A 21,917-nucleotide genomic window follows, 5' to 3' on the forward strand; every position below is an offset into this window, starting at 1 on the left:
TGACCGTCGGCATCGTCGGGCTGGTCACCCCCGGTGTCGCCATCTGGGACAAGGCCAACGTCGAGGGCAGGATCAAGTTCAACGGCATCGTCGAGCAGGCGAAGCTCGTCATACCGGAGGTGAAGCGCCGCGGCGCCGACATCGTCGTGGTGTCGTGCCACTCCGGCGCCGACACGTCGTCGTCCTACGGTGACGCGCTGCCGTTCCCGGAGAACGCCAGCACCCTGCTGGCGCAACAAGTTCCGGGCATCGACGCGATCCTCGTCGGACACGCGCACGTGGAGATCCCGCAGCGGTTCGTCACCAACGAGCAGACCGGCAAGCAGGTGCTGCTGTCGGAGCCGCTGTGCTTCGGCGAGCGCGTCACGGTGATGGATCTCAACCTGCGCAAGAACCGCGGCCAGTGGGAGGTCGCGAGCTCGGCGGCGACCCTGCTCAACTCCAACACCGCACCCGAGGACCCGACCATCGCCAGGATCCTGCGCACCCCGCACGAGAAGGTGCGCACCTACGTCAACAGCGTGATCGGCACCTGCCTGGAGGACATGAGCGGTGCCCGCGCAGTGGTCGAGGACGCCGCCGCGGTTGACCTAATCAATGAGGTGCAGGCCGAAGCGGTGAAGGCGGCGCTCGCGGGCACCGCCGACGCGAACACGCCGGTGCTGTCGATCGCGGCGCCGTTCAGCCGCACCGCGATCATCCCCAAGGGCGACGTGACGGTGCGCGACGTGGCGGGTCTCTACATCTACGACAACACGCTGCTGGGCATCAAGTTCACCGGCACGCAGGTCAAGGCCTACCTGGAGAAGTCCGCGGAGTACTTCAAGCAGGTCTCGGGAAGCGGACCGTTCTCGATCGACGATCTGACGAACGCGGTGACCCCGACCGCGCCGAACGGCACGCCCGACTACAACTACGACGTCATGGGTGGCCTCGACGCGCGGCTCACCTACGACATCGATGTGACGGTCGCGCCCGGCAACCGGATCAAGAACCTGGCGTATGACGGCAAGGCCGTCGGTGATCAGGACACCTTCATCATTGCGATCAACAACTACCGCCAGTCCGGCGGTGGTGGTTTCCCGGACGTGACGACCGCGCCCGTCGTCTACAACGAGCAGCGCGAGATCCGGCAGCTGATCATCGATTGGGTCACCGCCAACAAGGTGATCGATCCGTCGACGTTCCACACGATCGACTGGCAGCTCGTCTCGGGCGGCACCCCGATCACGGTCTCCTGACCACCGGCGTGCCACCGAGAGGTCGATGGATGTCGTGAGAACGTGCCTTCACGACATCGGTCGACCTCTCGTCGCGGCTCAGGCCCCCGGCGGCTCGACGATTTCGACGCCGGCTGCGCGGAGTTCGGTCACGGCCCGCGCGGTCGACTCGGGAGCGACGCCCGCGGTCAACTCCACCAGGACGCGCGTGCGGAAGCCGGACTTCGCGCCGTCGAGGGCGGTCGCGCGGACGCAGTGATCCGTGGCGATGCCCACGACGTCGATGTCGGTGACGTCGTGGACGCGCAACCAGTCGGCCAGGCCGGATCCGTCCTCGGTCGCGCCCTCGAAACCGCTGTATGCCGCCTCGTACTGTCCCTTGCGGAAGACGGCTGACGCCTGCGCGACGACGGTTTGCACCTCGACCCGGAAGTCCGCCCCGGGTGTGCCGACCTCGCAGTGCACCGGCCAGCTGTCGACGAAGTCGGGCGTCTGCGACCAGTGGGTGCCCGGATCGATGTGCCAATCGGCGGTCGCCACGATGTGCTCGTAGTCCGAGCCGTGGCCGTCGATATACGCGGCGATGCGTTCGGCGACGCCGATGCCGCCGTCGACGGCGAGGGAGCCCCCTTCGCAGAAGTCGTTCTGGACATCGACCATCACCAGCGCGCGTGCCATCTGTGCAGCCTACGACCGCGCCGCAAGCCGGCCGGACACGACGTCAGTTGCGGTGGAGGCCCATCACCTGGTGCTCGGCGTCCAGCTGCCCGAGGGTCCGCCAGCCGCGTGCGCGGTAGAGGCGGACGGCCGGGTCGTCCCCGTCACTGGTCGTGCCGAGCAGGGCGCGGCCGGTGACCCCCTCGAGCAGCGCGTCGTGCAGCCGGCCACCCAGACCCCGCCGGCGCGCGGCCGGGTCCACCGCGAGTTCGACGAACTCGAAGTGCCCGCCGATCCAGTCCCGGTCCACGTCCGGCAGCGCATTGGCGACCAGGTCCGGCCAGAACTGACCCCGGTCGCCGCGATAGCCCCACGCGAAACCAAGCAGTCGGTCCGCCTCGACCGCGACCGCGAGCCGGTAACCGTCGCGTGCCCGGTGTCGGTCGTACATCTGCTCGCGCCACTCCGCCTCGTCCGAGACATCGCCGAAAACCGCGTCGTACAAGGCGAACACGCGCGCGGCATACGGCTCGGCAGCGGCGCTGCCAAGGGTCTCGATGCGGGTCATGCGTAGTCCGTGGCCGGGCAGTCGATCTGCGCGCCTGCTGCTCGATCAGCGAGCGTGCCGGGGCAGCGGGAGGTAGGCGCCCATGACCTGGCGGTTGTCCTGCAGATGGCCCAGTGTGCTCCAGCCGCGCGACTTGTAGAGCCGCAGCGCCGGGTCGTCCACCGCAAGAGTGGTGCCGAGCAGCGCACGGCCGGTCAGGCCGTCGAGGAGAGCATCGTGCAACCCGACGCCGATGCCCTGCCGGCGGGCTCCGGGATCGACAGCGAGCTCGACGAGTTCGAAGTGATCGCGCACCCATTCGGCCGGCAGCTCGGGCAGCGTGCGCGCCACCAGGTCTGGCCAATGCTGTCCCCGCTCACCGCGGTAACCCCAGGCGAAACCCAGCACCTCGTCACCGTCCAGGGCGAGCACCAGCCGGTAGCCGTCGCGCACCCGGTCACGATCGAACAGCTGCGCGCGCCATACGGCCTTGTCGGGGAACCGGCCGAAAACCGTGTCGTACAAAGCAAATATGCGATCGGCGAAGGGCTCAGCGGCTTCGCCGTCGAACAGCTCGATGCTGGTCATGACTTCCTCTCGTCTCGTCACCGCTGGTAGATGGTCGGTATGACGGGCTCTCCTCGTGACATCTGCCGGGCGGTCGGCGGTAGCTCTCCCCGAGAAGTGCTGTGGTGCCGGCGGGCATCATCGAGGGTGCGCGTGTGGACCCGCTCGCCGCGCTCGATCAGGGGGACCAGCAACGCACGGTCGTCGCCGTCGTCAGTGGGGGGTGTGCCGATGCCGATGACCTCGGCCTCCGCGACGCCCTGCGGGTCGCGGCGGCGCAAGGCGAACTTGCGACCACCGATGGACGTCTTGTCCTTACTCTTCTTGGCGACGCCTTCGAGCTCGCCGGCGGAGTTCTCCCGCGCGACCAGCTTGTAGACCAGCCCTGCCGTGGGAGCGTCGGATCCGGTCACCAGCTGCGTTCCGACGCCATAACCGTCGACCGGACCGGCCTGCAGTGCCGCGATGGCGAACTCGTCCAGGTCCGAGGTCACCACGATCTTCGTCCCCGTCGCACCGAGCGTGTCCAGTTGCTCCCGCACCTCCCGCGCCTGCTGCAGCAGGTCACCGGAGTCGAGCCGCACACCGCCGAGCTCGGTGCCGGCGATCTGGACTGCGAGCTCGACCGCATGCGACACGTCGTAGGTGTCGACCAGCAACGTCGTGCCTGGACCGAACGTGTCGACCTGCGACTGGAACGCCGCCCGCTCGTCGTCGTGCAGCAGTGTGAAGGCGTGCGCCGCCGTGCCGGTCGTCGGCACTCCGTAGCGACGGCCGGCCTCGAGGTTGGAGGTGGTCGTGAAGCCCGCGATGTATGCCGCCCGGGCCGCCGCCACCGCCGACTCCTCGTGGGTCCGCCGTGAGCCCATCTCGATGCACGGGCGGTCCTCCGCAGCGGCCGTCATCCGGCTGGCGGCCGACGCGATCGCGGTGTCGTGGTTGAGGATCGACAGGACGAGGGTCTCCAACACAACTGCCTCGGCGAAGCTCGCCTCGACGATCAGCATCGGCGAACCGGGGAAGTAGACCTCGCCCTCGGCATAGCCCCACACGTCGCCGCGGAACTCGTAGGACGCCAGCCAGTCCAGTGTCGGCTCGTCGACGACGTGCCGATCGCGAAGGAACTTCAGCTCCGCATCCCCGAAGCGGAAGTCGTGCAGCGCGTCGAGCAACCGGCCGGTGCCGGCGACCACGCCATACCGTCTGCCGTCGGGGAGGCGACGACCGAAAGCCTCGAAGACGGTGCGACGTCCGGCGGTTCCGTCCCGCAGTGCCGCGCTCAGCATCGTCAGCTCGTAATGGTCGGTCAGCAGCGCGGTGGACGCGCCCACAGGTGTGGTCACGTGCGTCACTGTAGGCCAGGCTCGCCCCCGGTGGCGGCTCTTGCCTATCGTTGAGGGCGTGTCTGTTGCGCCCCCGGAGCATGCCTCGCCCGACGTCGACGTCGACGCCGATGCGGTCGAGCAGACCGACCGACCCTGGGTGACCCTGGTCTGGAACGACCCGGTCAACCTGATGTCCTACGTCTCCTGGGTCTTCCAGACCTACTTCGGCTACTCGCAGGCCAAGGCCGAGAAGCTGATGATGACGGTGCACCGTGAGGGCAAGGCGGTCGTCTCCGCGGGTCCGCGCGAACGGATGGAGACCGACACCGAGGCGATGCAGGGCTATGGCCTGTGGGCGACCTTCGAGAAGGACTCCTGATGGCAACCGCCTTCAAACGCAAGGGTTCTCGTGTCACCGCACGACTGGATGCCAACGAGCGGGCCATCGTTCGTGAACTGCTCGACCAGACGCGGCAGTTGCTCACCCCGAGCGGTGGGTTGTCCGGGGACCCGGTCGAGGACCTCTTCGCCGGCCTCGGTGGTGCACCGGACCCGGAGGAACTCGCGCACCGTGACCCGGCGCTGGCCCGTCTGCTGCCGGACGGTCACCGCGGCGACAAGGAGGTCGCGGCGGAATTCCGGGCGCTGACCGAGCACAGCCTGCGCCAGCGCAAGGTGGCCAACCTCAGCACCGCGATCGAGGCGCTGGACCAACCGGCGAGCCGGGACAAACTGGAGCTCGACCTCGGTCAGGCGCAGGCGTTGCTGGTGGGCCTGGCCGACGTACGCCTGGCGCTCGGGGAGCGGCTGCGGCTGCGCACCGACGAGGACAGCGAGCGCCTGCAGCAGGAGCTCGCCTCGGCCGACGACGCATCCGAGGACCCGCGCCTGGTCATCGGCCTCTACTACGACTTCCTCACCTGGATGCAGGAGTCACTGGCGGGCGCGTTGCTGTAGGACGCCGCCGTGCCGCAGTTCCCCTCCTGTGCTCGTGCACGGCAACGTTCAATACGATCGGAGCATCATGAGCGAAACCTCCGATTCCATCAAGAAGCCCCGTCTGCGCGTCGCGCCGTCGCCGACCGGTGATCCGCACGTCGGCACGGCATACGTCTCGATCTTCGATCTCGCCTTCGCGCGACAGCAGGGCGGCAGCTTCATCCTGCGCATCGAGGACACCGACCGGGCGCGCTTCCAGGAGGACAGCGAGCAGCAGCTCTACGACACGTTGCACTGGCTCGGCCTCGGCTGGGACGAGGGTCCCGACAAGGGCGGCCCCTTCGCGCCGTACAAGCAGTCCGAACGCCTGGGCACCTACCGGCCGTATGTCGAGCAACTCATCGCCGACGGGCACGCCTACTACTGCTGGTGCTCCAGCGAACGGCTGCAGGAGATGCGCGAGGTCCAGCAGAAGACCAAGCAGCCCACCGGCTACGACCGCACCTGCCTGGGCAAGACGAAGGAGGAGCGTGCCCAGCTGCCGGGCTTCCACGAGACGCCCGTCGTGCGGATGCTCATCCCGGACGACGCACCCCTGCAGTTCGACGACCTGATCATGGGTCCGACCAAGGCGCCCCGCCCGGACGACCAGGTCATCCTCAAGGCCGACGGTTTCCCGACCTACCACCTCGCCGTGGTCGTGGACGACCACCTGATGGAGATCACCCACGTGGTGCGGGGGCAGGAGTGGATCTCCTCCACACCCAAGCACCTGCTGCTCTACAAGTGGCTGGGCTGGGAGACGCCGCAGTTCGCCCACATCCCGCTGCTGCGCGACGAGAAGAAGGCCAAGATCTCCAAACGCAAGAGCCCGTGGGCCAAGCTCACGTGGTTCCAGGAGCAGGGTTACCTACCCGAGGCGCTGGTCAATTTCCTTGCGCTACAAGGGCATCCGCCGATCATCGAGCAGGACGGTGCCGAACGCGAGACGTTCAGCTTCGAGGAGTTCAGCAAGCACTTCGCATGGCACAAGATCAACCCGGCCGGTGCGGTCTTCAATCTCGACAAGCTCAACTGGCTCAACGGGCACTACCTGCGCCAGCTGTCCGAGCAGGATCTCGCCCAGCGGCTGCTGCCCTTCCTGCAGCGAGACGGCGCGCTGCCGCAGCCCGCATCGCTGCCCGAGCTGGGCAGGCTGAACGAGATCGTGCCGCTCATCCAGACCCGCATCAACCTGCTCTCCGAGGCCGCGCCCCTGGTGGCGCCCTTCTACGTCGCCGACGACGAGTTGGAGATCGCCGAGGACGCCCGCAAGCAGCTCAAGGACAGCGCCCCGGAGGTACTCGACGCGGCGCTCGCGGCGTTGGAGCCGATCAGCGGTGCGATCGGCAACCCGGACGGTAGCGGCCGCGAGTGGACCGCCCAACGGCTGGAGGAGGCCCTGCGCACGGCGATCGTCGACGGGTTGGGCATCAAGCCGCGTCTGGCGTTCGGGCCGGTGCGCACCGCCGTCTCCGGGCAGCGCATCTCGCCGCCGCTGTTCGAGTCCATGGAGATTCTGGGCAAGGAGTCGACACTGCGCCGCCTGAAGGCGTTGCGCGCGACGCTCTGACCGGGCATGCCGCACGGACGAAGGGGCGTTCGCCGATGACTGTGACCCGATTGCCGGTCACCGCGGTGCTGCTCGACATCGACGACACGCTCGTCGACACGACCGCCGCGATGATCGGGGCGGGCGCCGTGGCCATGGCCGACGTGTGGCCCCAGCAGACCCCGGAGTGGCACCAGCGTGCCGCCATACGCTTCCGCAGCGACCCGGGTGGGTTCTTCCGCCGCTACACCGCGGGGGAGCTGGACTTCATGACGATGCGCGCGCACCGGCTCGCCGAGGTGGGTGCAGCGCATGGGCTGCCCGTGCCGGCCGACGCCATCGAGGCGTTCGAGGCTGCGTTCCGGCCTGCATTCGTGGCGCGGCAGCGCCGGTATGACGACGTGCTGCCGTTCCTGCAGGCATGCGATGACGCCGGCATCGCCGTGGGCGCGCTGACCAACTCCTCGGAGGCCGCGACGTTGCCGAAACTGGAGGTGACCGGCCTGCGAGAGCGGCTCGACGGGGTGGTCAGCCGCGACACCCTCGGCTTCGGCAAGCCGGACCCGCGGGTGTTCCGCTTCGCGTGCGAACGCCTGGGCAGCTGCCCCTCGCAGACGGCATACGTCGGCGACGAATGGGACGCGGACGTCATCGGCGCGCGCGGGGCGCAGCTGCGCCCGGTCTGGCTCCGCAGGGACGGCCGGGCCGGGACGGGTGACGCCGGTGATGTGCCGTTGATCACGTCGCTGGACCAGTTGCGCCCGGGCGCAGGCGTCTTGGAGGTGCTCGATTTGGGCGCGGCGCCCCTGACCGGGTAAGGTCTCACCTCGGTTCACCTCGTCGGACGGCGTTCCGCCGCTGGCGAAGTGATACCCCCTTGGGGTATGGTGTAATTGGCAGCACGACTGATTCTGGTTCAGTTAGTCTAGGTTCGAGTCCTGGTACCCCAGCCAATCGGCGAAGTTTGCCGATTCGGTGGAATCACACTGGTGACGGTATGGTTCTTCCAGTCACGGCCCCATCGTATAGCGGCCTAGTACGTCGCCCTCTCACGGCGGTAACGCGGGTTCGAATCCCGCTGGGGTCACGTTGAGGCGAAAGCGCCCGAGTCCGACAGGACTTGGGCGCTTTCGTTGTGGTGCGAGCGCGTCCCGGTCGCCGGCGCCCTGGTGGAGCGAGGGGGATCCGTGGGTAGCGCCGGCTGACGGGTGGCGGGCTCAGGCGGACTCGCCACGGCGCGCGGTGGCCGCGTGTGCCCTGGCGAGGACCTCGGTCAGCTTGTTGGCCCCGGCGACGACCGTGCCCGCATGCAGCCGGCCCGGCTGGCGCGAGACGCGCTCGATCGGTCCGGAGATCGACACCGCCGCGATGACGCGTCCGGAGGGACCGCGGACCGGAGCGGACACCGACGCGACGCCCTGTTCGCGTTCGCTGACGCTCTGCGCCCACCCGCGCCGGCGGACGGCCGACAGCATCGTGGCGGTGAACTTCGCCCCGTGCAGGCCACGGTGCAGCCGATCCGGCTCCTCCCACGCGAGCAGGATCTGCGCAGCGGATCCGGCCTGCATGGTCAGCGTCGCGCCCACCGGGATCGAGTCGCGCAGACCCATGGGACGGTCGGCCGCGGCCACGCAGATGCGCTGATCGCCCTGGCGGCGATAGAGCTGGGCACTCTCGCCGCAGTGATCGCGCAGGGCGCCCAGCACCGGGCCGGCGGCCGCCAGCAGGCGGTCCTCGCCGGCTGCGGAGGCGAGCTCGGCCAGTCGCGGACCGAGGATGAAGCGCCCCTGCATGTCTCGTGCGACGAGCCGGTGGTGCTCGAGCGCGACGGCCAGTCGATGGGCCGTCGGACGGGCGAGTCCGGTGTGTGCCACCAGTTGGGCGAGGGTCGACGGGCCGGCTTCGAGAGCGGAGAGCACCACGGCGGCCTTGTCCAGAACGCCGACACCGCTAGAGTTGTCCATGCACTGATACTGACGTCTCATTCCGCGAGACGCAAGTTCTTGGCCCGAGTTTCGCGGACAGGCTCGGTCCGTACCAGGCATCCCGAGGCGAGTCCACGCCCTCGGGTCAGGCTCGATGAAGGAGGGACCGACGTGGGAAGCACGTTGGCAGAGAAGGTTTGGAAGCAGCACGTCGTGCGCCAGGCGGACGGCGAGCCGGATCTGCTCTACATCGACCTCCACCTCATCCACGAGGTCACCAGTCCGCAGGCCTTCGACGGCCTGCGGATGGCGGACCGGCCGGTGCGCCGGCCCGACCTCACCGTCGCGACCGAGGACCACAACGTCCCCACGACGCCCGGGCCGATCTCGGACCCGGTGAGCCGCACGCAGGTGGAGACGCTGCGGACCAACTGCAAGGAGTTCGGTGTCCGGCTCTTCCCGATGGGAGATGCCGAGCAGGGCATCGTGCACATCATCGGACCGCAGTTGGGTCTCACCCAGCCGGGGATGACCATCGTCTGCGGTGACAGCCACACCTCCACACACGGTGCCTTCGGGGCGCTGTCCTTCGGGATCGGCACCAGCGAGGTCGAGCATGTGCTCGCGACCCAGACGCTGCCGCTGAACCCGTTCAAGACCATGGCGATCAACATCGACGGCACGCTGCCCGACGGCGTCACCTCCAAGGACATCATCCTGGCAGTGATCGCCAAGATCGGCACCGGCGGCGGACAGGGTTACGTGCTCGAGTACCGCGGATCTGCCGTGCGCGAGATGTCGATGGAAGCGCGCATGACCATGTGCAACATGTCCATCGAGGCCGGCGCGCGTGCCGGCATGGTCGCACCCGACGAGACCACCTTCGCCTACCTGGCGGGTCGCGAGCACGCACCGACCGGTGCCGACTGGGACGCCGCGATCGAGGCCTGGTCGGAGCTGGCCAGCGACGAGGACGCGGTCTTCGACGCCGAGGTCGACATCGATGCCAGCGCCCTGACTCCCTTCGTCACCTGGGGGACCAACCCCGGTCAAGGGCTGCCGTTGTCGGCGGAGGTGCCGGACCCCGAGAGCTTCTCCGGTGAGAACGAGAAGGCGGCCGCGCAGCGAGCGATCGAGTACATGGGCCTGACGCCTGGTATGCCGCTGCGCGAGATCGCAGTCGACACAGTGTTTCTCGGCTCGTGCACCAACGGCCGCATCGAGGACCTGCGCGCTGCTGCCGAGGTCATCAAGGGACGCCGGGTCGCCGACGGGGTGCGGATGCTCGTCGTGCCTGGCTCGGCGAAGGTGCGCCTCCAGGCGGAGGGCGAGGGGCTGGACAAGGTCTTCTCCGATGCCGGAGCCGAGTGGCGACTGGCCGGCTGCTCGATGTGTCTGGGCATGAACCCGGATCAGCTGGCGGCCGGCGAGCGCAGCGCATCGACCTCCAACCGCAACTTCGAAGGACGTCAGGGCAAGGGCGGTCGGACCCACCTGGTCAGCCCGCTCGTCGCTGCGGCGACCGCGGTGCGTGGCACCTTGTCGAGCCCTGCCGATCTGACCAGCATCCACTGAGCCGACGAGGAGAAGCGTCATGGACAAGTTCACCCAGCACACCGGCGTCGGAGTTCCGTTGCGGCGCAGCAACGTCGACACCGACCAGATCATCCCCGCCGTCTACCTGAAGCGGGTGACCCGCACGGGATTCGAGGACGGCCTGTTCGCCGCATGGCGTGGTGACGAGACCTTCGTGCTCAACAATCCGCACTTCGCGGACGGATCGGTGTTGGTCGCCGGGCCCGACTTCGGCACCGGCTCCTCGCGTGAGCACGCAGTCTGGGCCTTGATGGACTACGGGTTCCGGGTGGTCTTGTCGTCCCGGTTCGCCGACATCTTCCGCGGCAACGCCGGCAAGGCAGGTCTGTTGGCGGCGCAGTTGCGTCAGGAGGACATCGAATTGCTCTGGAAGCTCTTGGAGAACGAGCCGGGGACCCAGGTGACGGTCGATCTCGAACAGCGCACGGTCACTGCCGGCGAGCACGTCTTCGGATTCGACGTCGACGACTACATCCGTTGGAGGCTGCTCGAAGGCCTCGACGACATCAGTCTGACGCTGCGACACGCGGATCAGATCACAAATTTCGAAACGGCCCGGCCCGGCTGGAAACCATCGGTGCAGCCGGCCTGATCGGCTTTTCGTCATACCACTTCGCGCGGGTGGCCCGCTACGGGCCCCCGCGCGAATTTCGTTGCCTGGCAAGGTATTCGAAACTTGTAGTGCTGCGTCATGGCCCTGATGACGGCAGCCGGACCGCCGTCGGATCGCCGTTGAAGCAGTGTCGTCAGACCGCCCAAAGCTGTTGTGCCTGAGGCAAATAGCGCGGCGTTGCAGGTTGCCGACTTGACGTGGTGGGCATACCGTCTGTCTCAATCGAGCGTCAGCTTGAGGAACTGAAATTGGACGCCCGGTCCAACGCCGGCACCATCGAAGGGGATACGACCCATGAACAAGGCAGAGCTCATCCAGAGCCTGGAAACCCGTCTCGGCAGTAAAAAGGCAGCCAGTGACGCTCTGGAGGCTGTGGTGGATGCCATCATCCGCGAGGTCGCCAAGGGCAACAAGGTCGGCATCACCGGCTTCGGCACCTTCGAGAAGATCTCCCGCGCCGCCCGGACCGGCCGCAACCCGCGCACCGGGACGACGGTGCGCATCAAGAAGACCTCAGTGCCGAAGTTCAAGCCGGGCACCGCGTTCAAGGCCGTCGTCGCCAACCCGCGTTCCCTGCCCAAGACCGGCAACGCCGGTGGCCGGGCCTCGAGCGCCGCCGCTGCCGCTGCTCCGGCGAAGGCGGCAGCCAAGAAGACCACCGCCAAGAAGGCCACCACGGCGAAGAAGGCCGCCACGACCAAGACCGCGGCAGCCACGAAGACCACTGCCAAGAAGGCGGCGACCACCAAGACCGCCGCCGCAGCCAAGAAGACCACCGCCAAGAAGGCGACTCCGGCCAAGGCCACGGCGAAGAAGACCACCGCCAAGAAGGCGACTCCGGCCAAGACCACGGCGAAGAAGACCACCGCCAAGAAGGCCGCCACCGCGAAGAAGACGACCGCCAAGAAGAGCACCGCCAAGCGTTCCGCCCGTCGCTGAACCGATCCGCGGACCCAGCACACGACCGACGGCCCCTCGTGATGCACGAGGGGCCGTCGGTATGTCGTGCAGCGGTGCCGCGGCCTTCAGCGGATGCGCTGACCCGGGCCGATGCCTTCGATCCAGAGCCGGCTGACGCCGTCGCCACCGACCTCGATGCTGACGCGTTGTCCGGTCCGCAGGTGCCGCAACCCGGACTTGGCGAAGGTCCCGTGATCGACGGTGAGCAGTCGCCCGTTGTCGGTCAGCACGGTGCCGGAGCCGTCGTCCTCATCGAAGGTGTGGATCGTCGCCTGCATGCCGGCCAGCCTACGGCAGCAGCCGTCGGCTCCACGGCCCCAGACCGAGTCGCCGTGCGGCCTCGAGCGATGCGTCGTCGTCCACGTCGGTGCGCAACCTGGGCAGATCCAGCTGGAGCGTGGTCGAGGAGCGGGCGTGGCGTGCCGCCGAACCCGTGCCGAACCGGGGCGACAGGCGTGCGCCGTCGTGGTGGGTCAGCAGCACGGTGCCGGTCTCCTCGTGGTCCGGCACGATCGCGGCTTCGGCCGCAGCACAGGCGGCCAGGCCGTCGGCGAGTTCGCCGGCGGTGAGCGCGGGCAGATCACCCAGCAGCACCGCCGTGGGGGCGTGCGGTGCTCGTGCGGTGACCGCGGCGATCCCCGCGGCGACCGCGGCGTTCAGCCCACGGCCCGGGTCGTCCACGATCACCGCGCCCGGGCCGCGCATCTGCAGACGGACCTCCGGGTCGGCGGTCACCACGTGCAGCCGGGTCGCGGGCACCACATCCAGGACGGCGTCCAGCGTGTCCAGCGCGATGGCCAGCGCGAGGTCGCGGCGGTGCACACCGGCCGGCGGCCGTAGCCGGGACTTGCCCTGCGCACTGTGTTTCACCGGAACGATGACATGCCAGGTCGAGGTGACTACGGACTCCACGGGATGATGTTCTCAGACCGCGCACCACGCGTGTCGCGGCGGTTCGCTTCCGCCGCGAGCGCCGGGTGGGATTAGATACCAAGGACCGAAGGTAGTGTCGCGTGCACTATTGGGAAGGAGCCCGCACTCGTGTCGCGTCCCCCGATGACCGAGAACATCGAACCGATGTACTCCAAGGTGATCACGACGCTCTATCCGGTGTTGCAGCGAATCACCCTGCGCGACTGGACCGGTATGGAGCACATCCCCCGGGAGGGCGGATTCGTCGCTGCCGCCAATCACATCTCGAACATGGACCACTTCCCGCTGGCGCACTTCCTGGTGTCCGCCGGCCGAGCGCCGCACTACCTGGCCAAGTCCTCACTGTTCAAGCCGCCGGGCGTGCGGCAGATCCTCCACGGCACCGGTCAGATCCCCGTCTATCGCGGCACCTCCCACGCCACGTCCGCACTCTCGGCCGCCACCGCCGCACTCGAAAGGGGCGCCTGCGTGTGCGTCTACCCCGAGGGCACGATCACGCGTGAGCCGGACTTCTGGCCGATGGTCGGCAAGTCCGGCGCTGCCCGGCTCGCGCTGGAGAGCGGTGTGCCGCTGATCCCGATGGCCATCTGGGGCACCCGCGAGATGATGTGGCCCTACCGGGACAAACTGCCGAAGTTGTTGCCGCGCAAGCTGATCCATGTCACTGCCGGTCCGGCGATCGACCTCGACGATCTATGCGACGGGCCCATCGACGGGCCGAAGCTGCGGATCGCGTCGGTGCGCCTGATGGACGAGATCACCCGGCTGCTGGAAGGCATTCGGCACGAAACGGCACCGGCGACGCGTTTCGACCCGCGCACCCAACGCCCTGCACGCGGCGGATCCGGCTCCCGGAAGAAGGACGACCGATGACCCGCGTCGCGGTGCTCGGGGGCGGCAACTGGGGCACGGCATACGCGGCGATCATGGCCGACGCCGGCTGCACCGTCCGGCTGTGGGCCCGTCGCCAGGAGGTCGTCGACGAGATCAACTCCACACACGTCAACTCCGGCTACCTGGCCGATCGGGTGCTGCCGGAGACCATCACGGCCACCAACTCGTGTGCGGAGGCCCTGGAGGACGCGGAGATCGTGGTCGTGGCCGTGCCGTCGCAGAGCCTGCGCGCCAATCTCGCCGACTGGCGGCAGCTGCTGCCCGCGGACGCACCGGTCGTGTCCCTGATGAAGGGGATCGAGCTGGGCACCGGTGAGCGGATGAGCCAGGTGATCGCCGAAGCGGGCGGTGTCGACCCGGACCGGATCGTCGTCGTGTCCGGTCCCAACCTGGCGCCCGAGATCGCGGCGCGGCAGCCGGCGGCCGCCGTCGTCGCCGCAGTCAGCCCCCGCATGCGCGCCAAGGTCGCCGAGGCGAGTGCGACGGCATACTTCCGGCCCTACCTGGGCACCGACGTCGTCGGCACCGAGATCGCCGGCGCCACCAAGAACGTCATCGCGCTCGCGGTCGGCATGGCCGCCGGCATGGGGATGGGCGACAACACCATGGCCAGTCTGCTGACCCGCGGGCTCGCCGAAACCGCACGATTGGGAACGGCATTGGGTGCCGACCCTCAGACCTTCCTCGGGCTCGCCGGGGTCGGTGACCTGGTGGCCACCTGTGCTTCCCCGTTGTCACGCAACCGCACCGTCGGCTACCGGCTCGGTCAGGGGATGTCGTTGCAGGAAGTCATCGACAGCACCAGGCAGACCGCCGAGGGCGTCAAGTCCTGTGAGTCGATCCTGCAGCTGGCGCAGAGCGTCGACGTGGACGTACCGATCGTCGAGAACGTCGCGGCGGTCGTGCACGAGGGACGCGACCCGCAGGACGTGGTCGGCGCGCTGATGTCTCGCGCACGCAAGCACGAGGGAAGCTAGGCGCGCAGCGCACCGTCGAGGTCGCGCCACAGGTCCTCCACGTCCTCGATGCCGACCGACAGCCGGACGAGCTCCTCCGGGACGCTGACCGGCTCCGCCGGATGCCGCCGGCGACGCTCCAGCATCGACTCCACACCGCCGAGGCTGGTGGCCGGCAGCCAGAGCCGCACCGACTCCTCCACGTGCTCCGCCGCCGCGCGGCCGCCGGCGAGCTCGATGCAGACGATCGCCCCGAACCCCGGATAGCGCACCCGTGCGACGGACGGGTGGCCGGAGAGCCGGTCCGCCAGCTCAGCGGCGTTGGCGCAGGCGCGCTCCAGGCGCAGGTGCAGTGTCCGCATGCCACGCAGGGCCAGCCACGCCTCGTGCGGGCCCGGTATGGCGCCGTGCAGCGTGCGGTGCGTGTGCAGCCGCGTGTGCAGCGGCTCGTCGCCCGTGACCAGGGCACCGAGCACGACGTCGGAGTGGCCCGCCAAGAACTTCGTCACCGAGTGCAGCACCACATCCGCCCCGTCCTGCAACGGACGCGCCAGCAGGGGAGTGTTGAAGGTGTTGTCCACCACCGACAGCACCCCGCGTGCCCGGGCGGCAGCCACCAATGTCGGCAGGTCGGAAACCTCCAGCATCGGGTTGGTCGGCGACTCCAGCCAGACCACATCGGCGCCGTCCAGCGCGGCGATCACCGCCTCGGTGTCGGTCGGGTCCACCCGGCGAGCCACCAGCCGACCGGCCGCTGCCAGTTCGTCCACGAGGGAGGTGGTGCCGTTGTAGACGTGGCGGGGCAGCACCACCGTGCCGCCCTGCGGGGTCAGCTCCAGGCATGCGGCGACGGCCGCCATACCGCTGCCGAACGCGAGGGCGCGACCGCCCTCGAGGTCACCGAGGACCTGCTCCAGCGACTCCCAGGTGCGGTTGGTGTAGCGACCGTAGGTCGGGCCGTCGCCGGCGACATACGTCGAACTCAGCTCGATGCCAGGGCCGGCCGGCGCGCCGGCCTCACGAACCGGCCGGCCGAGTCCGACCAGGCGGGTGGCGAATGCGTAGGTGACGTCGTGCGACATGAGCCCACCTTGGCACGCCACGGGCCGCGCGCAACGGCCTTGTCCACGTGCTGCACGTTAGGCTCCCACCGATGACTGAGCACAGCCCGGCCCCCGCAGCCGACGAATCCACCCGAAAGCCTGTTGTCGCGATCGTTTTCGGCGGCCGTTCCAGCGAACACGCGGTGTCGTGCTCCACGGCGGCGAGCGTGCTGCGCGCGATCGACCGGGACCGATTCGACGTGGTGCCGATCGGCATCGCACAGGACGGCCGCTGGGTGCTGGTCGCCGACGACCCGGAGCCGTTGCAACTGACGGCCGACCACACGCCGACCGTGCGCGGCGAGACGACCGCGCTGCTGTCGACGGACCCCGGCGCCCGGGAGGTGATGGTCTTTCCACCCGGTGAAGCGCCCCAGCGGCTCACCTCGGTAGACGTCGTCTTGCCGTTGCTGCACGGACCGTTCGGGGAGGACGGCACGCTGCAAGGTCTGCTGGAACTCGCCGACACCCGGTATGTCGGATCGGGCGTCGCCGCGTCGGCGGTGATGATGGACAAGGCCCTGATGAAGGTGGTCTTCTCCGCAGCCGGCCTGCCGGTCGGACCGCACGTGGTGATCACCGACAAGGAATGGCGCCGGGACAAGGCGGTCTGCCTGGAGGGCGTCCGCAGCCTCGGGATGCCCGTCTTCGTCAAGCCGGCGCGTGCCGGCTCCAGCGTCGGCGTCGTCAAGGTCGACCGCCCCGAGGAGTTCGAGCAGGCGATCGAGAGCGCTCGCGAGTCGGACCCGAAGGTGCTCGTGGAGGCCGCGATCGCGGGCCGCGAGGTCGAGTGCGGTGTCCTGGAAGGGCACGGCGCCGATCCGGCCCGGGCCAGTCAGATCGGCGAGATCACCGTGACGGGGGATCGGCATACCTTCTACGACTTCGAAGCGAAATACCTCGACAGCGACGCCCAGCTCAGCTGTCCGGCCGACCTGCCCGGTGAGGTGGCCGACGAGATACGGCGGTTGTCGGTGCAGGCCTTCGACGCGGCCGGCTGCGAAGGACTGGCGCGTGTCGACTGGTTCTACGAGCCGGGTGGCCGGCTGATGCTCAACGAGATCAACACGATGCCGGGATTCACGCCGTCGTCGATGTTTCCGCGGGTGTGGGCCGCGTCAGGCCTGGACTACCCCGCGCTGATCACCGAGTTGATCGAGCTGGCGCTGGAACGTCGCGTCGGCCTGCGGTAGGTGCGCTCAGCAGGTCAACTGCACTTGTGCGGGCCCTGCGGAATCTGCTGAACGGCCTTGGTGAAGGCGCCCAGCGGCGGCAGCGAGTTGTACTTCGTCGGGACCAGCACCTCGATGGCCGGCGTCCGCCCGTAGGTGATGTAACGCCCACCGTCGGACAGTTTGCTGCCGACCCAGTCGATGCCGTCGACCGACACGCACCCGGTCGCGGTCGGGCCGGGCGAGGTCACGCCGCAGCGGGCGATGATCGCCGGGTCACCCCAGGCCCGCACGGTCGGGGAGTCGGTGCTGACCGGACGTGACCGTTGTCCGGAAACCGTGGTCGGCCAATGCCGGGCGGCCTGGGCGCACAAGGGATCGGCAGCGTTGCCTGCGGGGGACGCCTTGACGGTGTCGTCACCGCCGCAGGCGGCGAGGGCGGCAGCGAGGGCCAGAGCGCACGCGGCCGCGGGAAGAGCTCGTCTCAAGGGTGGACCACGGTGCAGGTCAGCGTCCGCATGATGCCGGGCGCCTCCTGGATCTTCGCGACCACCAACGAGCCCAACTCGTCGAGCGTCTCGGCCTCGGCGCGCGCGATGACGTCGTACGGCCCGGTGACGTCCTCCGAGGACAGCACACCGGGGATGTCACGCACCGCGGCGGCGACAGCGGTCGCCTTGCCGAGATCCGCCTGGATGAGGATGTAGGCCTGAACCATTGCGTAGTCTCCCGAGGATGATGCGAAGCCCCCGCGAGCGGGGTGCGGGCCGGTCGCCGCGCTCATCGGAACGCTACCGTGCCTTGGCGGTGGAACGACATGTCGTCCGGTCACGAAGGGTGGAACCAGCAGGTATGACGCACTTCCCGGCACCACGCACCCTGGCCGACGTGGACGAACAGGAGCTCCTGGACACGGTGCTGCCGCGCTTCGCGACCGGCGACGACGTGCTCGTCGGACCGGGTGACGACACCGCCCTGCTGCGGGTGCGGTCCGGCGCCGCCCTCGCCACCACGGACACGATGGTGCTGGGACGGGACTGGCTGGACGAGTGGTCCGGCGGGGGCGACGTCGGACACAAGCTGGTGGTGCAGAACGTCGCAGACATCGCCGCCATGGGCGGACGATGCACCGGGCTCCTGGTCACCCTGGTGGCCGACGAGAACACCCCGCTGCACTGGGTCGCCGATTTCACCGGCGCGGTCGCGGACGCCGCCCAGGAGGCCGGCACGGTGGTCATCGGGGGTGACCTGTCGTCCGCTCCGGACGGCGTGCGGATGGTCAGCATCACCGCCTTCGGCGAACTGGACGGCGGCGGCCCGGTATTGCGCTCGGGCGCCCGGCCGGGGGACGTCCTCGCCATACACGGCACGCTCGGGCGGGCGGCGGCGGGCCTGCTGCTGTTGCAGGCAGGTACACCGGAGCGGGGTGCGGATCTGGTGCGGGCGCAACGGCGTCCGAGCACGGCCTACGGGCAGGGCGCGGTGGCCGCGAGGGCCGGCGCCACGGCGATGCTGGACATCTCCGACGGGCTGCTGCGCGACGGGGGCCGGATCGCCCGGGCCAGTGGTGTCCGTATCGACATCGACCCCGAGGCGGTCGCCGGCGACATACAGGCGCTGGCCGCGGCCGTCGGCGCCGATGCCGCTGCCGAGTGCGTGCTGACCGGGGGAGAGGAGCACACGCTGCTGGCGACGTTCCCGGCCGGCGCGGTCCCGGACGGTTGGCGAACGATCGGCGTGGTGACGGACGGGTCCGGCATCACCGTCGGCGGCCGGCAGCACCGGCACATCGGCTGGGATCACTTCGGGTCGGCCCGCGCCGGTGACGATCCCGGGTCAGCGTGTGGAGGTCCCGCTGGTCGCCGCCCAGACCGTGCCGGTCCCGCGTAGGACTGTGCGGTAGTGGCGGCTCTTGCTGCTGGTGTAGGTCAGGGAGTAGCCACCGGACTTCGACGTGCGGAAGCTCTTGAGCGTCTTCCATGCTGCCTTGCTGCTCGTGCGGTACTGGATCGAGCCATTGATGCCGGAATACTTCACGATGCGACTGGCGGTGGGCGACCAACGCGTCGCGCTGACCCGCAATGTCACTCGGCTGCGCGACCGGCTCGTGGACATGGTGACCTTGGAGCCGAGACGGAAAGTGGTCCGCGGGGTGTTCTGTGTGAGCTCGTGATAGCCGCCGAGGCCTCCGAAAGCGCTGTCATCCCAGTCGGACCACGCGCCGGCCGGACGCCACGTGTAAGTGCCGAAATCGTCCCAGTCGTAGAAGTCGTAGATGTCCGTCGACGAGCCGTCAAAGAATGCCATTCCTTCGATGCCCTGCGTCGGGTGATAGGCGTCCCAGGAAGCGAGGCCCTCGCCATACGAGCAGGCGCCGGACGCTCGCAGGTTCACCTTCGTGTACTGATGCCAGACGTGCACCTCCTTCGGTGCGGTGAGCGTGCACTGCGCCGCGGCGTGCGCCGTCGGCGCGGTGACGATGCCCGAACCGACAATGGCAGGCAGCAGAAGGGCAGGCAGAATGACGCGCTTGTTCATGATGAGATCCCCTGGGCGACTCGCGGGTCTCGGGCCACTGCCTCCGCATCTCCGCGCGCGGAATCTACACCAGAACTCCGCGGTCGCCACGTCGGGGTGCGGCTCGGGGCGGGCGATCATTTCGGTTCGGCAAAGAGCGACTGAAACGCTCAACACCGAACGTTGGATTCTGTCAGGTGCGGAGTAGTCTCGGCGCAGTCGCGCAACAACGCTGCGTCCCATCGAGTTTCGGTGGACACACAGAAAGCCGCAGGTGACCCATGCACATGGATTCGTCCGCGTTGAGACTCGATGCCGGACCGGTCGACTACATCCTCATCGCGCTCTACTTCGTCTTCGTCATCGGAATCGGTCTGGTGGCGCGTCGTCAAGTGTCCAGCAGTGTCGACTTCTTCCTGTCCGGCCGGTCATTGCCGGCGTGGATCACCGGCCTGGCGTTCATCTCCGCCAACCTCGGTGCCACCGAGATCATGGGTATGTCGGCCAACGGTGCGTCCATCGGGATGGCGACCTTCCATTACTACTGGATCGGCGCCATTCCGGCGATGCTCTTCCTCGCCGTGGTGATGATGCCCTTCTACTACGGCTCCGGCGTGCGCAGCGTCCCGGAATTCATGTTCCGACGCTTCGGGTCCACCGCGCATCTGGTCAATGCGATCAGCTTCGCGGTCGCACAAGTGCTCATCGCCGGCATCAACCTCTACCTGCTGGCAACCATCGTCAACACTCTCTTCGGTTGGAGCATCTTGATCTCCACGATCGTCGCAGCCATCATCGTGCTGTCCTACATCACGCTGGGCGGCCTCTCGGCGGCGATCTACAACGAGGTCCTGCAGTTCTTCGTCATCGTGGCCGCGCTGTTGCCGCTCACCCTGATCGCCATGAAGAAGGTCGGTGGCTGGAACGGTCTCTCCGACAAGTTGCATGCCTCGCACGCCTTCACCGCGGATCCGATGAAATCGTGGCCGGGCGAAGGACTCACCGGCTTCAGCAGCGGCGTGCTGTCCGTGGTCGGCATCGTGCTCGGCCTCGGCTTCGTGCTGTCCTTCGGCTACTGGACCACCAACTTCGTCGAGGTCCAGCGCGCGATGGTCAGCAAGGACATGAACTCCGCTCGCCGTGCGCCGATCATCGGCACCTTCCCGAAGATGTTCATCCCGTTCATCATCATCATCCCGGGTATGGCGGCCGCCGGACTCGGCGCATTCTCCGGGTCGGGCTCGCACGACTACAACAACGCACTGTTGTTCCTGATGCGCGACCTGCTGCCCAACGGCCTGCTCGGCGTCGCGATCGCGGGCCTCCTCGCGGCATTCATGGCCGGTATGGCGGCGAACATCTCGGCCTTCAACACGGTGATGTCCTATGACATCTGGCAGACGTACGTGGTGAAGGACCGCGACGACAAGTACTACCTGGAGTTCGGCCGCATCGCGACCATCGTGGCCACGGTCCTGGCCGTCGGCACGTCGGCGTTCGCCAGCCAGTACAGCAACATCATGAACTACCTGCAGACGTTGTTCGGCTTCTTCAACGCGCCGTTGTTCGCGACATTCATCCTCGGCATGTTCTGGAAGAAGATGACGCCGGCCGCCGGTTGGACCGGGCTGGTCGGCGGAACGCTGGCAGCGGTCCTGGTCGGCGTGCTCTCCGAGGACGCACTGGGCAGCCTGTCCGTCGGGACCCTGCCGCTGTCCGGCCAGGGCGCCAGCTTCGTGGCCGCCGGCGCGGCCTTCGTGGCCGACATCGTGATCAGTGTCATCGTCACGGGCTTCACCGAACCCAAGCCGGAGTCCGAGTTGCGGGGACTGGTGAAGTCGCTGACCCCGAAGGAGGACCACGCGGAGGGCGAAGTCGCCCACTGGTGGCTGTCCCCGGTCAAGCTGGCCGGTGTCTCGCTGGTGCTGGTCATCATCCTCAACGTGGTCTTCCACTGACCGCCGCTCACGGAAGGAGTTCGGCAATGTCTTCGACAACTGAGACAAGCAATCCGCGGCGGCACACCGCCGGCGCGTTCGACGTGCGCAACATCATCGCCATGTTGATGGGCATCTATGGCGTGGTGCTGATCATCATGGGGCTGGTGAATTTCACCGAGGCCGACAAGCGAAAGGCCGACGACGTCAACCTCAATCTGTGGTGCGGCATCGGCATTCTGATCTTCGCGATCCTGATGGCCTTGTGGGCCTACCTGCGACCCATCGTGGTCGACGAGGTCGAGCTCGAGCGGGACAAGGCCGCCGCCGAGATGGGTGAGCCGCCGACGCCGGAGGCCTGAGCCGGCATTCAGCCTGCGGCATACGAGAGCGGGGCGGCCCGGATGGGCCGGCCCGCGCACAAAGCCCGGGTGGCCGGGTACCAGACCACAGCGCGTGGACATG

25 protein-coding genes and 2 tRNA genes are annotated in these 21,917 nt (G+C 68.3%); 16 read left to right on the forward strand and 11 right to left on the reverse strand.

Annotated features, from left to right (window positions below):
- On the forward strand, positions 1 to 1,241 hold a 1,241-nt coding region (locus ACTHL4_RS00005; RefSeq protein ID WP_440280670.1), incomplete at its 5' end, for a 5'-nucleotidase C-terminal domain-containing protein.
- Positions 1,242 to 1,319: 78 nt separating this feature from the next.
- Here the strand turns inward: ACTHL4_RS00005 and ACTHL4_RS00010 are convergent.
- The 4 genes from ACTHL4_RS00010 to ACTHL4_RS00025 are packed head-to-tail and all read right to left on the reverse strand — an operon-like array spanning position 1,320 to position 4,334.
- Complete coding sequence (locus ACTHL4_RS00010; protein WP_440280671.1) at positions 1,320 to 1,898, reverse strand: isochorismatase family protein; 579 nt, start codon at positions 1,896 to 1,898, stop codon at positions 1,320 to 1,322.
- Between the two features lie 43 nt (positions 1,899 to 1,941).
- Positions 1,942 to 2,445: an N-acetyltransferase family protein gene (locus tag ACTHL4_RS00015; protein WP_440280672.1), complete on the reverse strand. Its 504-nt coding sequence runs from the start codon at positions 2,443 to 2,445 to the stop codon at positions 1,942 to 1,944.
- Positions 2,446 to 2,490: 45 nt separating this feature from the next.
- The gene (locus ACTHL4_RS00020) at positions 2,491 to 3,012 is read right to left on the reverse strand and encodes an N-acetyltransferase family protein (protein ID WP_440280673.1); all 522 of its coding nucleotides are present in this window, start codon (positions 3,010 to 3,012) and stop codon (positions 2,491 to 2,493) included.
- A gap of 17 nt (positions 3,013 to 3,029) precedes the next feature.
- On the reverse strand, positions 3,030 to 4,334 hold the full coding sequence (locus ACTHL4_RS00025; RefSeq protein ID WP_440280674.1) for a nicotinate phosphoribosyltransferase: 1,305 nt from the start codon (positions 4,332 to 4,334) through the stop codon (positions 3,030 to 3,032).
- A 58-nt stretch (positions 4,335 to 4,392) separates the two neighbouring features.
- Between ACTHL4_RS00025 and clpS the strand changes: the two genes are divergently transcribed.
- The 6 genes from clpS (at position 4,393) to ACTHL4_RS00055 (ending at position 7,933) form a co-directional block, all read left to right on the forward strand.
- The gene (gene clpS, locus ACTHL4_RS00030) at positions 4,393 to 4,695 is read left to right on the forward strand and encodes an ATP-dependent Clp protease adapter ClpS (protein ID WP_440280675.1); all 303 of its coding nucleotides are present in this window, start codon (positions 4,393 to 4,395) and stop codon (positions 4,693 to 4,695) included.
- Complete coding sequence (locus tag ACTHL4_RS00035) at positions 4,695 to 5,273, forward strand: DUF2017 domain-containing protein (RefSeq protein WP_440280676.1); 579 nt, start codon at positions 4,695 to 4,697, stop codon at positions 5,271 to 5,273. Before clpS ends, ACTHL4_RS00035 begins: the two co-directional genes overlap by 1 nt.
- Before the next feature lie 67 nt (positions 5,274 to 5,340).
- Positions 5,341 to 6,867, forward strand: a complete 1,527-nt coding sequence (gltX, locus tag ACTHL4_RS00040) for a glutamate--tRNA ligase (RefSeq protein ID WP_440280677.1) — start codon at positions 5,341 to 5,343, stop codon at positions 6,865 to 6,867.
- A gap of 35 nt (positions 6,868 to 6,902) precedes the next feature.
- Positions 6,903 to 7,664: an HAD family hydrolase gene (locus ACTHL4_RS00045; protein ID WP_440280678.1), complete on the forward strand. Its 762-nt coding sequence runs from the start codon at positions 6,903 to 6,905 to the stop codon at positions 7,662 to 7,664.
- A 60-nt stretch (positions 7,665 to 7,724) separates the two neighbouring features.
- Positions 7,725 to 7,799, forward strand: a tRNA-Gln gene (locus tag ACTHL4_RS00050).
- A 61-nt stretch (positions 7,800 to 7,860) separates the two neighbouring features.
- Positions 7,861 to 7,933, forward strand: a tRNA-Glu gene (locus ACTHL4_RS00055).
- Between the two features lie 130 nt (positions 7,934 to 8,063).
- Here ACTHL4_RS00055 and ACTHL4_RS00060 read toward each other — a convergent pair.
- Positions 8,064 to 8,810, reverse strand: a complete 747-nt coding sequence (locus ACTHL4_RS00060) for an IclR family transcriptional regulator (RefSeq protein WP_440280679.1) — start codon at positions 8,808 to 8,810, stop codon at positions 8,064 to 8,066.
- A 132-nt stretch (positions 8,811 to 8,942) separates the two neighbouring features.
- Between ACTHL4_RS00060 and leuC the strand changes: the two genes are divergently transcribed.
- The 3 genes from leuC (at position 8,943) to ACTHL4_RS00075 (ending at position 11,919) form a co-directional block, all read left to right on the forward strand.
- A complete protein-coding gene (leuC, locus tag ACTHL4_RS00065) occupies positions 8,943 to 10,346 on the forward strand; it encodes a 3-isopropylmalate dehydratase large subunit (RefSeq protein WP_440280680.1) in 1,404 nt (467 codons plus the stop codon).
- Positions 10,347 to 10,365: 19 nt separating this feature from the next.
- Entirely contained in the window at positions 10,366 to 10,959 is a 594-nt protein-coding gene (gene leuD, locus ACTHL4_RS00070; protein WP_440280681.1) for a 3-isopropylmalate dehydratase small subunit, read from the forward strand.
- A gap of 315 nt (positions 10,960 to 11,274) precedes the next feature.
- A complete protein-coding gene (locus tag ACTHL4_RS00075; RefSeq protein ID WP_440280682.1) occupies positions 11,275 to 11,919 on the forward strand; it encodes an HU family DNA-binding protein in 645 nt (214 codons plus the stop codon).
- An 86-nt stretch (positions 11,920 to 12,005) separates the two neighbouring features.
- On the opposite strand, the gene ACTHL4_RS00080 is transcribed toward ACTHL4_RS00075, so the two are convergent.
- The gene (locus tag ACTHL4_RS00080) at positions 12,006 to 12,218 is read right to left on the reverse strand and encodes a hypothetical protein (protein ID WP_440280683.1); all 213 of its coding nucleotides are present in this window, start codon (positions 12,216 to 12,218) and stop codon (positions 12,006 to 12,008) included.
- 10 nt (positions 12,219 to 12,228) lie between these two features.
- Complete coding sequence (cofC, locus tag ACTHL4_RS00085) at positions 12,229 to 12,852, reverse strand: 2-phospho-L-lactate guanylyltransferase (protein WP_440280684.1); 624 nt, start codon at positions 12,850 to 12,852, stop codon at positions 12,229 to 12,231.
- A 129-nt stretch (positions 12,853 to 12,981) separates the two neighbouring features.
- Between cofC and ACTHL4_RS00090 the strand changes: the two genes are divergently transcribed.
- The gene (locus ACTHL4_RS00090) at positions 12,982 to 13,746 is read left to right on the forward strand and encodes a lysophospholipid acyltransferase family protein (RefSeq protein ID WP_440280685.1); all 765 of its coding nucleotides are present in this window, start codon (positions 12,982 to 12,984) and stop codon (positions 13,744 to 13,746) included.
- The gene (locus tag ACTHL4_RS00095; protein WP_440280686.1) at positions 13,743 to 14,744 is read left to right on the forward strand and encodes an NAD(P)H-dependent glycerol-3-phosphate dehydrogenase; all 1,002 of its coding nucleotides are present in this window, start codon (positions 13,743 to 13,745) and stop codon (positions 14,742 to 14,744) included. Before ACTHL4_RS00090 ends, ACTHL4_RS00095 begins: the two co-directional genes overlap by 4 nt.
- Here the strand turns inward: ACTHL4_RS00095 and ACTHL4_RS00100 are convergent.
- The gene (locus ACTHL4_RS00100; RefSeq protein ID WP_440280687.1) at positions 14,741 to 15,805 is read right to left on the reverse strand and encodes a trans-sulfuration enzyme family protein; all 1,065 of its coding nucleotides are present in this window, start codon (positions 15,803 to 15,805) and stop codon (positions 14,741 to 14,743) included. The genes ACTHL4_RS00095 and ACTHL4_RS00100 overlap by 4 nt on opposite strands.
- Before the next feature lie 71 nt (positions 15,806 to 15,876).
- Between ACTHL4_RS00100 and ACTHL4_RS00105 the strand changes: the two genes are divergently transcribed.
- Positions 15,877 to 17,019: a D-alanine--D-alanine ligase family protein gene (locus ACTHL4_RS00105; RefSeq protein ID WP_440280688.1), complete on the forward strand. Its 1,143-nt coding sequence runs from the start codon at positions 15,877 to 15,879 to the stop codon at positions 17,017 to 17,019.
- Positions 17,020 to 17,033: 14 nt separating this feature from the next.
- On the opposite strand, the gene ACTHL4_RS00110 is transcribed toward ACTHL4_RS00105, so the two are convergent.
- Both ACTHL4_RS00110 and ACTHL4_RS00115 read right to left on the reverse strand, forming a co-directional pair.
- Complete coding sequence (locus ACTHL4_RS00110; RefSeq protein WP_440280689.1) at positions 17,034 to 17,486, reverse strand: DUF3515 family protein; 453 nt, start codon at positions 17,484 to 17,486, stop codon at positions 17,034 to 17,036.
- Positions 17,483 to 17,716 carry an Lrp/AsnC family transcriptional regulator gene (locus tag ACTHL4_RS00115; protein WP_440280690.1) on the reverse strand — a complete coding sequence of 78 codons (234 nt, stop codon included), beginning with the start codon at positions 17,714 to 17,716 and terminating at the stop codon, positions 17,483 to 17,485. Before ACTHL4_RS00115 ends, ACTHL4_RS00110 begins: the two co-directional genes overlap by 4 nt.
- 134 nt (positions 17,717 to 17,850) lie before the next feature.
- Here ACTHL4_RS00115 and thiL point away from each other — a divergent pair, with 134 nt between their 5' ends.
- Positions 17,851 to 18,888, forward strand: a complete 1,038-nt coding sequence (gene thiL / locus ACTHL4_RS00120; RefSeq protein WP_440280691.1) for a thiamine-phosphate kinase — start codon at positions 17,851 to 17,853, stop codon at positions 18,886 to 18,888.
- Here thiL and ACTHL4_RS00125 read toward each other — a convergent pair.
- On the reverse strand, positions 18,835 to 19,536 hold the full coding sequence (locus tag ACTHL4_RS00125) for a hypothetical protein (protein ID WP_440280692.1): 702 nt from the start codon (positions 19,534 to 19,536) through the stop codon (positions 18,835 to 18,837). The genes thiL and ACTHL4_RS00125 overlap by 54 nt on opposite strands.
- Positions 19,537 to 19,802: 266 nt before the next feature.
- Here ACTHL4_RS00125 and ACTHL4_RS00130 point away from each other — a divergent pair, with 266 nt between their 5' ends.
- Together ACTHL4_RS00130 and ACTHL4_RS00135 are read left to right on the forward strand one after the other, a co-directional pair.
- Entirely contained in the window at positions 19,803 to 21,473 is a 1,671-nt protein-coding gene (locus tag ACTHL4_RS00130; RefSeq protein WP_440280693.1) for a sodium:solute symporter family protein, read from the forward strand.
- A gap of 26 nt (positions 21,474 to 21,499) precedes the next feature.
- A complete protein-coding gene (locus tag ACTHL4_RS00135) occupies positions 21,500 to 21,814 on the forward strand; it encodes a hypothetical protein (protein ID WP_440280694.1) in 315 nt (104 codons plus the stop codon).
- Positions 21,815 to 21,917: the final 103 nt, after the last annotated feature.

Source organism: Flexivirga sp., assembly GCF_051955415.1.
Taxonomy (GTDB): domain Bacteria; phylum Actinomycetota; class Actinomycetes; order Actinomycetales; family Dermatophilaceae; genus Flexivirga.